This window comes from Kitasatospora sp. NPDC059812, from assembly GCF_042732075.1.
Classification (GTDB): domain Bacteria; phylum Actinomycetota; class Actinomycetes; order Streptomycetales; family Streptomycetaceae; genus Kitasatospora.
The window spans coordinates 138,755-147,501 of record NZ_JBHWIO010000012.1 but is presented as its reverse complement, the minus strand read 5'-3'; the positions used below and the strand labels follow the sequence as shown (position 1 = coordinate 147,501).

The 8,747-nt window shown below is 74.2% G+C and carries 11 protein-coding genes; 3 read left to right on the top strand and 8 right to left on the bottom strand.

Annotated features, from left to right (window positions below; genetic code table 11):
- Nucleotides 1–128: 128 nt before the first annotated feature.
- The 4 genes from ACFV6D_RS09475 to sigE form a co-directional block, all read right to left on the bottom strand.
- Entirely contained in the window at nt 129–806 is a 678-nt protein-coding gene (locus ACFV6D_RS09475; protein ID WP_063347930.1) for a hypothetical protein, read from the bottom strand.
- A gap of 222 nt (nt 807–1,028) precedes the next feature.
- Nucleotides 1,029–1,466 carry a sec-independent translocase gene (locus tag ACFV6D_RS09470; RefSeq protein WP_063347931.1) on the bottom strand — a complete coding sequence of 146 codons (438 nt, stop codon included), beginning with the start codon at nt 1,464–1,466 and terminating at the stop codon, nt 1,029–1,031.
- Nucleotides 1,467–1,620: 154 nt separating this feature from the next.
- Complete coding sequence (locus tag ACFV6D_RS09465) at nt 1,621–2,652, bottom strand: zf-HC2 domain-containing protein (protein ID WP_380341385.1); 1,032 nt, start codon at nt 2,650–2,652, stop codon at nt 1,621–1,623.
- A complete protein-coding gene (gene sigE, locus ACFV6D_RS09460) occupies nt 2,649–3,377 on the bottom strand; it encodes an RNA polymerase sigma factor SigE (RefSeq protein WP_063351160.1) in 729 nt (242 codons plus the stop codon). Before sigE ends, ACFV6D_RS09465 begins: the two co-directional genes overlap by 4 nt.
- A gap of 312 nt (nt 3,378–3,689) precedes the next feature.
- On the opposite strand from sigE, the gene ACFV6D_RS09455 reads away from it, so the two are divergent.
- Nucleotides 3,690–4,298, top strand: a complete 609-nt coding sequence (locus tag ACFV6D_RS09455; protein WP_244293377.1) for an O-methyltransferase — start codon at nt 3,690–3,692, stop codon at nt 4,296–4,298.
- Nucleotides 4,299–4,496: 198 nt separating this feature from the next.
- On the opposite strand, the gene ACFV6D_RS09450 is transcribed toward ACFV6D_RS09455, so the two are convergent.
- Nucleotides 4,497–4,664 (bottom strand): DUF3117 domain-containing protein, encoded by a 168-nt coding sequence (locus ACFV6D_RS09450; protein ID WP_014137929.1) that lies wholly within the window; start codon nt 4,662–4,664, stop codon nt 4,497–4,499.
- Nucleotides 4,665–4,961: 297 nt separating this feature from the next.
- Between ACFV6D_RS09450 and ACFV6D_RS09445 the strand changes: the two genes are divergently transcribed.
- Nucleotides 4,962–5,762: an enoyl-CoA hydratase-related protein gene (locus tag ACFV6D_RS09445; RefSeq protein WP_063347934.1), complete on the top strand. Its 801-nt coding sequence runs from the start codon at nt 4,962–4,964 to the stop codon at nt 5,760–5,762.
- Nucleotides 5,763–5,792: 30 nt separating this feature from the next.
- Here the strand turns inward: ACFV6D_RS09445 and ACFV6D_RS09440 are convergent, their stop codons facing one another.
- Nucleotides 5,793–6,386: a DNA-3-methyladenine glycosylase I gene (locus tag ACFV6D_RS09440; RefSeq protein ID WP_363372569.1), complete on the bottom strand. Its 594-nt coding sequence runs from the start codon at nt 6,384–6,386 to the stop codon at nt 5,793–5,795.
- On the bottom strand, nt 6,383–6,823 hold the full coding sequence (locus ACFV6D_RS09435; protein ID WP_063347936.1) for a DivIVA domain-containing protein: 441 nt from the start codon (nt 6,821–6,823) through the stop codon (nt 6,383–6,385). Before ACFV6D_RS09435 ends, ACFV6D_RS09440 begins: the two co-directional genes overlap by 4 nt.
- Nucleotides 6,824–7,001: 178 nt before the next feature.
- Here ACFV6D_RS09435 and folP point away from each other — a divergent pair, with 178 nt between their 5' ends.
- The gene (gene folP, locus ACFV6D_RS09430; RefSeq protein ID WP_063351161.1) at nt 7,002–7,814 is read left to right on the top strand and encodes a dihydropteroate synthase; all 813 of its coding nucleotides are present in this window, start codon (nt 7,002–7,004) and stop codon (nt 7,812–7,814) included.
- A gap of 21 nt (nt 7,815–7,835) precedes the next feature.
- On the opposite strand, the gene ACFV6D_RS09425 is transcribed toward folP, so the two are convergent.
- Entirely contained in the window at nt 7,836–8,645 is an 810-nt protein-coding gene (locus ACFV6D_RS09425) for a TIGR00730 family Rossman fold protein (protein ID WP_380429103.1), read from the bottom strand.
- Nucleotides 8,646–8,747: the final 102 nt, after the last annotated feature.

The following is an 8,747-nucleotide window of genomic DNA, read 5'->3' as shown; positions in this document are numbered from 1 at the left end:
CGCCCCGCGCGCCCTCCCGGGCATCCCCGGGGGCCGCCCCCCCAAAAACAGTTCGGGCCGCCGCGCCGCCCTCGGGGCGGGGGGGTCCCACCACCCGGCCCCTTCGGCGTGCTCGGCGTCCTCGCGCCCTACGGGCGGGTGTAGGCGGTCAGGTCGGGCGCGGTGGCGAAGCCGGCGCCGTAGGCGCTGACGCCGCGGCCGTAGGCGCCGAGCAGGACGCCGGGGGCCTCGCCGGCGAGCACCCAGCCGTACTCGGACTCGCGGTAGCGGAAGGGCTGCGGCAGGCCGTTCACCGGGAGGCTGAGGGTGGACCAGCCGGGGCCGGCCAGGTCGTCGGCGAGGTCCCACGCGAGGGTGCTCTGCTGGTCCAGCCAGTCCTGGCGCAGCGCGCGGTCGAGCTGGCCGGGCCAGGTCGAGGCGAGCAGGCCCGAGCCTGCCAGCCAGGCGGCGGAGGAGGCGGAGGTCGCCTCCAGGGTGCCGGTGTTGTCGGCGCTGCGGCGGCTGTCCCGGCGGGCCACCGTGACCACGACCGCGAACCTGCGCATGTCGCGCGGCTCGTACTGCCTGGCCGGCTCCTCGCCGTGGCCGAGGCTGCCGTAGTCGACGCTGCCGGGCGCCCCGGCCCGGGGGCCTCCGGCGCCGGCCTGCATCAGGTAGCGGCGGCCGGTCCAGCCGTCGTCCAGGCCGTACCAGGGGAAGTCGGCGGACAGGTAGGGCACCAGCGGGTCCGCCGGGCCGGCCTGTCCGCCGACCACCGGTCCGCCGGCCGTGGCCGTCGTCCCCACCGCCTGACTCGTCGCGTCCATCCCCGGGCCTCCTCAAACACACGTTTGCCTGCCGTGGCGCGCTCCCATCGTGGCGTACCGCGGCGTTCCCGGGAGCCGTTCCTGGTCCGCGACAGCGCGGAATGTGACGGACGGCTCAGCGGGAACAATCAGCACAATAGCGGCGCACACGCCGCCGCCCCGCTCAGCCGGGCGGCCGGGCGGGGCGGTGGCGTGGTCGTACGGGGCGTGACCGGGGGCCGGTCAGGTCGCGTCGGGGTCGAACGGGGGCCGCTCGCCGGGCTGCAACGGCGCCCCGGTGGAGGCCGCCACCGGGGCGGCGGCCTTCTCGAAGCTGACGCTGCCGTTGCGGCCGTTCACCGGCGCCGCCGGCTTGTCGTCCAGGACGGAGCGGATGTCGAGCGAGTCCTTCATCTCCTTGAGGCCCAGCGGGTCCTCTTCGTCGCCCAGGAGCTGCTTGCGGACGAAGGTCTTGGGGTTCAGGTCCTCGAACTCGAAGTCCTTGAACTCGGGGCCCAGCTCGCTGCGGATGTCCTCCTTCGCGTTGTCGGCGAAGGAACGGACCTTCCGGATGAAGCCCATGGTGTCCTGGATCAGCTTCGGGAGCTTGTCGGGGCCGAAGATGATGATCGCCATCACGGCCAGGGTCAGGATCTCCAGCCCGCCTACATCGCTGAACACCTAAGCTCCCTAGCTCGTCGGACGACGGTCCCTACAGGGTAATGGCCATCGGCGGGTCCATGGTCCACGCTGCGATGAAGCCGTGGTAAAGACCTGCCGATGGCCGAGATCGTCGCGACCGGGGCGCGAGCGGCGCTCCAGGCCCGGACAGGGCCTAGCGGGTCTGCTGGCGCAGTGCGGGCAGGCCGCCCGAGTTTCGCTCCGCGGCCGGCGGCGGCGTCGCGTCGCGGGTCGCGGCGACGGGGTGGGCCGGGAAGTCCACCGGGATCTGCGCGGTCATCGGGACCAGGCCCCCGCCGCGGCCCGTGCCGCCGCTGTTGCCGACCGTGCTGACCGGGTTGCCGTGCTGGTCCTCGCTCTGCGCGCTGAGGCCGCCGACCCCGCCGAGCGTGACCGCGGCGACCGAGAAGGCGCCCGCGGCGGCGAAGACGAAGCGGCGCCCGCGCGGCGCGGCGGAGCGTACGGAGGCGGCGGCCTGGCGGGGCCGGGCGGGGCTCTCGGGGCGGGCCGCGGCCTCGGGGCGGCCGTTGCGCCGGCCCATCAGGGGCCGCAGCACCGCGCCGCCGCGCCCGAACGCCCGCGGGTCGACCCCGGGCACCGGGGTGTCGGCGCCGAGCGCGCCCGTGCCGAAGGAGGCGCCAGCGCCGCGGCCGAAGGAGCCGCCGGTGAGCCGGCTGCCGCCGAGCGTGCCGCCGGCCGCGACCCCGCCGCCGGGCAGGTCGTCGTCGTCACCGCGGCTGCCGCGCCCGACGGGCCAGTCGGCGTCCGCCGGATCGTCCGCCGGCAGGGCCCCGACGGCCATCAGCCGGGCCATCAGGCCGGAGGACGGCCCGGGGGTGCCGGTGCGGGTCAGCAGGTGCTTGACGGCCCGGCCCGCGTCGACCTCGGCGAGGCACTGCGGGCAGGTCGCCAGGTGGGCCTGGACGCGATCGCGCGAGTCGTGGCCGAGTTCGCCGTCCAGGAACGCGGAGAGGCGCTCACCGAGGTGGTGCTCCTCGGCGGCCGGCTCGGCGGGGCGCACCGGCACCGCGCGCAGCGCCGTCTCGCCCGGCAGCGGGAGCGCGGGCAGGACGGGCTCGCCCGGTTCGTCGCCGCCGCGGCGGCCGGGCAGGGCCCAGCCCCGCCTGGCCGCCGACCGGCCGGACGGGTCCGGCTGGCCCGGCCCGGACCGGCCGGTTCCGCTCACGATCGCCTCCGTCCGCGCACACCCGGCGCGAGCGCGCCCTCGACGGCGGCGCCGACCGGCACCGGCTCCTCCGAGCCGCCGCGGCGCTCGCGCCCGGGGGCCGAGCCGGGGGCACGGTGCTTGAGCGCGGCGCGCAGGTGCGAGCGGCCGCGGTGGATGCGGCTGCGGACGGTGCCGAGCTTGACGCCCAGCGTGGCGGCGATCTCCTCGTAGGACAGCCCCTCGATGTCGCAGAGCACCACGGCGGCGCGGAACTCCGGGGCGAGGGTGTCCAGGGCGTGCTGCACGTCGGCGTCGAAGTGGGTGTCGCTGAAGTGCTGGGCCGGGCTGGGCTCGCGGGAGGCGAGCCGCTCGGCCGCGTCCTCGCCGAGCGCGTCGAAGCGGATGCGCTGGCGGCGGCGGACCATGTCCAGGAACAGGTTGGTGGTGATCCGGTGCAGCCAGCCCTCGAACGTGCCGGGGGTGTAGGTGGACAGCGAACGGAACACCCGGACGAAGACCTCCTGGGTGAGGTCCTCGGCGTCGTGCTGGTTGCCCGTCAGGCGGTACGCGAGGCGGTAGACCCGGGCGCTGTGCGCCTCGACGATCTCCTCCCAGGAGGGCGGAGTCCAGGTCTGCGCGTCGGGGCCCTCGGTGAAGGTCGCGAGGGCGGGGGCCTCGGTGGTACCGGCGGCCGGCGTTGCGGCGGCGGGCTGGTCCAGGTCGGAGTGCGCAGGCTGGTTCATCACGGGCTTCGGCGTACGGGCCGACGCGGTGCAGCGGGAGTGCCGCCGCACGGGGACGTCGCCCTCGGCCACACCTCCTCGGTCGGCTCTTCTGCCCAGCAGGGCCACCACCATATCCACCTCACCCGTCAAGCCCGGATAAAAGTGCCCGGGAGGTCTCCCGTACCCGGTCCTTCGTGACAACGGCCCGCCGCCGTACGCGGTTCCCGGTCGGCCAGTAATCTGTGCCAGGAAATATCGACTTCCCTCGGCACCGGGCCGTAACCCGGGGCTCCGAAAGAGGCAGCCATCAGCGAGTTCGGGCCCGAGCGTGTGGCCCTCGCCGACACCTACGTCGGCGAGGACGCGGTGCTGACCTACGCCCGGGCGCAGTCCGCGCGCACCGGGATACGGGCGATCGGGCCCAGCGGCGGGGCGTGCCTGCGGCTGCTGGCCGCGGCACTGGACGCCAAGGCGGTGGCCGAGATCGGCACCGGGACGGGCGTCTCCGGGGTCTACCTGCTGCGCGGCATGCGGCCGGACGGCGTGCTCACCACGGTGGACTCCGAACCGGTGCGCCAGCAGCTGGCCCGCGAGGCGTACCACGCGGCCGGATTCGCGGCCAACCGCTCGCGGTTCATACCGGGCCGGGCGCTGGAGGTGCTGCCCCGGCTCGCCGACGGCCAGTACGACCTGGTGTTCTGCGACGGCGACCCGGCCGAGTCCCGGGAGTACCTGCTGGAGTCGCTGCGGCTGCTGCGGCCGGGCGGGATGGTCTGCTTCGAGGGGGTGTTCCAGGAGGGCCGGCTGGCCGAGCCGGAGCTGCAGGACCCCCAGACGGGCGCGGTGCGCGACCTGGTCCGGGACGTCCGGGAGAGCGAGGCGCTGCTGCCGGCGCTGCTGCCGGTCTCGGACGGGCTGCTCTGCGCCATCAAACGGTAGGACCGTCGAGCGGCAGGGCCGTCAGGCAGTGGGACCGTCAGGTGGCGGTCCCGCCGCCTCAGGCCGCGGCCGCCGGGCGCCTGACGCGCCGGGCCCTTGAACGCCGCAGGGCCCCAAACGCCGCGGGGCCCGGGCCGACATGACGTCGTACCCGGGCCCGGCAGCACATCTCCAGGAGATGACGAGCACCCGCTGCGGTCAGCCGCAGGCCTTCTTCAGGGCCTCGCCGAGGGCGTCGGCCTCGTCAGGTGTGAGCTCCACCACAAGGCGTCCGCCGCCTTCGAGCGGAACGCGCATGATGATGCCCCGTCCCTCTTTGGTGACTTCGAGCGGGCCGTCACCCGTCCGCGGCTTCATGGCCGCCATGCTCGTTCCCCTTCCTGCAACCGCTCAGCTACGCACCGGCAGTCCGTCCACCGCCGGTATCGAACGCATTGATCGGAAGCCATTATCCCGCATGCCACGGGCTGATGACCAACATCACTCTCGGTGCAACATCGGCCGGACCGCCCCCAAGCGCCGCAATTGCCGTCATAAGCCCCGGCGTGGCGGCGGTGCGCGGGCCGTCGAAAGGTGCGATACCTCACACTCCCCACCCGGCCGTCCGCTCCGGCATCCTGGCACTCGACCGACACCGAGCCGACCACCGGGGAGCCCTCGCCCATGTCCGATTCCGTGCTGTACGAGCTGGACGGCGGCCTGGCCGTCATCACCATCAACCGCCCGGAGGCGATGAACGCCCTCGACGTAGCGACCAAGATCGCACTGCGGGACGCCGTGGCCGCCGCGGCCGCGGACCCGGCGGCGCGGGCGGTGCTGCTGACCGGGGCCGGCGAGCGCGCGTTCTGCGTCGGGCAGGACCTGAACGAGCACCTGACGATGCTGAAGCGGGCCGACGAGACCGGCGAGGGCGCGCTGCGCACCGTCGCCGAGCACTACAACCCGCTGGTGCGGGCGCTGGCCGGGATGCGCAAGCCGACCGTCGCCGCGGTCGGCGGGGTGGCGGCCGGCGCGGGCGCCTCGCTGGCCTTCGCCTGCGACTTCCGGGTCCTCTCCGACCGGGCCGGCTTCAACACCGCCTTCGCCGGGATCGCCCTGACCGCCGACTCGGGCGCCTCCTGGACGCTGCCCCGGCTGGTCGGGCACGCCAGGGCCACGGAGCTGCTGATGCTGCCCCGGACGGTCAAGGCCGCCGAGGCGCTGGAGCTGGGCCTGGCCACCAGGGTGGTGCCGGCCGAGGAGCTCGCCGCCACCGCGCGGGCCTTCGCCCAGGAGCTGGCCGCAGGCCCCACGGTGGCCTACGGCGCCATCAAGGAGTCGCTGGCGTACGGCGCCTCGCACTCGCTGGACGAACTGCTCGACAAGGAGGACGAGCTGCAGACCCTGGCCGGCGAGAGCGAGGACCACCGGATCGCGGTCCGCGCCTTCATCGCCAAGGAGAAGCCGCAGTACCTGGGCCGCTAGGGCGGGTCCCAGGGTTTCCTGCCCGACCGGTCAGACCGGGCGCGCGGTGCGGACGTGGCAGTCCGCCAGGTGGTCGTCGACCAGGCCGCAGGCCTGCATCAGGGCGTAGGCGGTGGTCGGGCCGACGAAGCGGAAGCCCTCCTTCTTCAGGGCCTTCGCGAGCGCGGTCGACTCGGGCGTGACGGCCGGCACCTCCCCCATCGTGCGGGGGGCCGGCCGGTCCGGGGCTCCGGCGAACTGCCAGATCAGCGCGTCCAGCCCGCCGTCCAGGTCGCGGGCGACCCGGGCGTTGGCGATGGCGGCCTGGATCTTGGCCCGGTTGCGGATGATGCCGGTGTCGGCGAGCAGCCGCTCCACGTCCGCCTCGCCGAACTCGGCGACCTCGGCGATCCCGAAGCCGGCGAACGCGGCCCGGAAGCCCTCCCGGCGGCGCAGGATGGTCAGCCAGGACAGCCCGGACTGGAACGCCTCCAGGCAGACCCGCTCGAACAGGGCGTCGTCGCCGTGCACCGGACGGCCCCACTCGGTGTCGTGGTAGGCCCGGTAGTCGTCGGTCGACTCGCCCCAGGCGCAGCGGCGCAGGCCGTCCGCGCCGAGCACCGCGCCCTCGGTGAGGGCGGTCACCGGTCGTTCACCGGTTTCGCGTCCTCGGGCCGCTCCTGCTCGGGCCGCTCCTTGGTGAGCGCGACGGCCGGCTCGACCACCTTCGCGAACTCCTCCAGGCCGGGCAGCGGTTCGGCGCCGGCGTCCGGGCCGTCGGTCGCCTCGACCGCGCCGCGCAGGTGGCCGGCGGCCTCCAGTTCGGCGATCCGCGAGTCGCGGTAGGCGAGTTCGGCGCCGAGGCGGTCCAGGACGTCGTCGACCTCGTCCATCCGGTAGCCGCGGACGGCCATCGGCAGCCGCAGGTCGTCGACGTCCGCCTTGCTCAGCGGACGGTCCTGCGGCAGCCGGGCCGCGAGGCGGTCCTGCACCGCCTCCGGCATCGAGCCGCCCCCGCCGAGCGCCACCAGCGCGGCGCCGCCGACCACCACGGCCATGGCGACCACGATCACCCAGAACACGAGCTGTCCTCCCGAACTCCCGGCCGGCCTGCTGCGAAGTGCCCCCGACCAAACTGATCATGACAGCATGGTCCCTGTGAGGCCGGGGGCCATCATCGCACCCGCAGCAGCTGTGGAGGAGACATCGGTGGCACTGCGCCTGGGACCGCGGGAATTCGGTGACGACGAGCTGGTGATCATGGCGATCGTCAACCGGACGCCGGACTCGTTCTTCGACAAGGGGGCGACCTTCGCGGACGAGGCCGCGTTCGCCGCCGCCGACCGCGCGATGGCCGAGGGCGCGGCGATCCTGGACATCGGCGGGGTGAAGGCCGGGCCCGGTGACGAGGTCACGGTGGAGGAGGAACTGCGGCGCACCGTGCCCTTCGTCGCCGAGTTGCGCAAGCGCCACCCGGAGGCCGTGATCAGCGTCGACACCTGGCGGCACGAGGTCGGCGAGGCCGTCTGCGAGGTGGGCGCCGACCTGCTGAACGACGCCTGGGGCGGGGTGGACCCGAAGCTCGCCGAGGTGGCCGCGCGCCACGACGTCGGGCTGGTCTGCACGCACGCGGGCGGCGCCGAGCCGCGCACCCGGCCGCACCGGGTCGGCTACCAGGACGTGATGGCGGACATCCTGCGGGTGACCGTCGGGCTGGCCGAGCGGGCGGTGGAGCTGGGCGTGCGGCGGGACGCGGTGATCATCGACCCGGGGCACGACTTCGGCAAGAACACCCGGCACTCGCTGGAGGCCACCCGGCGGCTGCCGGAGATGACCGCGACCGGCTTCCCGGTGCTGGTCTCGCTGTCCAACAAGGACTTCGTCGGCGAGACGCTGGACCGGCCGGTGAACGAGCGGCTGCTCGGTACCCTGGCCACCACCGCGGTCTCGGCCTGGCTGGGCGCTCAGGTCTACCGGGTCCACCAGGTCGCGGAGACCCGCCAGGTGCTGGACATGGTCGCCTCGATCCGGGGCACCCGCCCCCCGGCGGTCGCCCGCCGGGGGCTGGCGTAGGCGGCCCGGAGGGCCCGGGACCTAGATCTGGTTGGTCGGCCGGCGGGTGTCGGCGAGGATCTTCATGACCTCGTCGATCTCGTCGGTGATGTGGAACAGCTCCAGGTCGTGCGGGGCCGCCTTGCCCTGCGCGACCAGGGTGCTCTTCAGCCACTCGTAGAGGCCGCCCCAGTACGCGCTGCCGAAGAGGATCACCGGGAAGCGGGTGACCTTCTTCGTCTGCACCAGGGTGAGCGCCTCGAACAGCTCGTCCAGCGTGCCGAGCCCGCCGGGCAGGACCACGAAGCCCTGGGAGTACTTCACGAACATCGTCTTGCGGACGAAGAAGTAACGGAAGTTCAGCCCGAGGTCGACGAACTCGTTGAGGCCCTGCTCGAAGGGCAGCTCGATGCCGAGGCCGACGCTGAGGCCGCCGGCCTCGGAGGCGCCGCGGTTGGCGGCCTCCATGGCACCCGGGCCGCCGCCGGTGATCACCGCGTAGCCGGCCTCGGCGAGGGCCCGGCCGATGGCCACGCCGGCCTCGTACTCGGGCGAGTCGGCCGGGGTCCGGGCGGAGCCGAAGACGCTGATCGCGGGCGGGAGTTCGGCGAGGGCGCCGAAGCCCTCGACGAACTCGGAGGTGATCCGCAGCACCCGCCACGGATCGGTGTGCAGCCAGTCGGTCGGGCCGGTGGTGTCCAGCAGCCGCTGGTCCGTGGTGCTCGTGCCGACCTGGTCCCGGCGCACCAGCACCGGGCCCTTCTGCTTCTCGGGCCAGGCCTTCTTCTTCCGCGGCACGCCGACCTGCTCGGGGCCGTGTCCGTAGTGCTTCTCGTCTCCTGTGCCTGTCATGACGAAACCCTACGTCCGGTGATCCCGGTTTTCAGGCAACAGGGGAAGGTCGGTTGGGCGACCGGAAGATGGCGCTCAGCCGATGATCGGCCGGTCGGACCG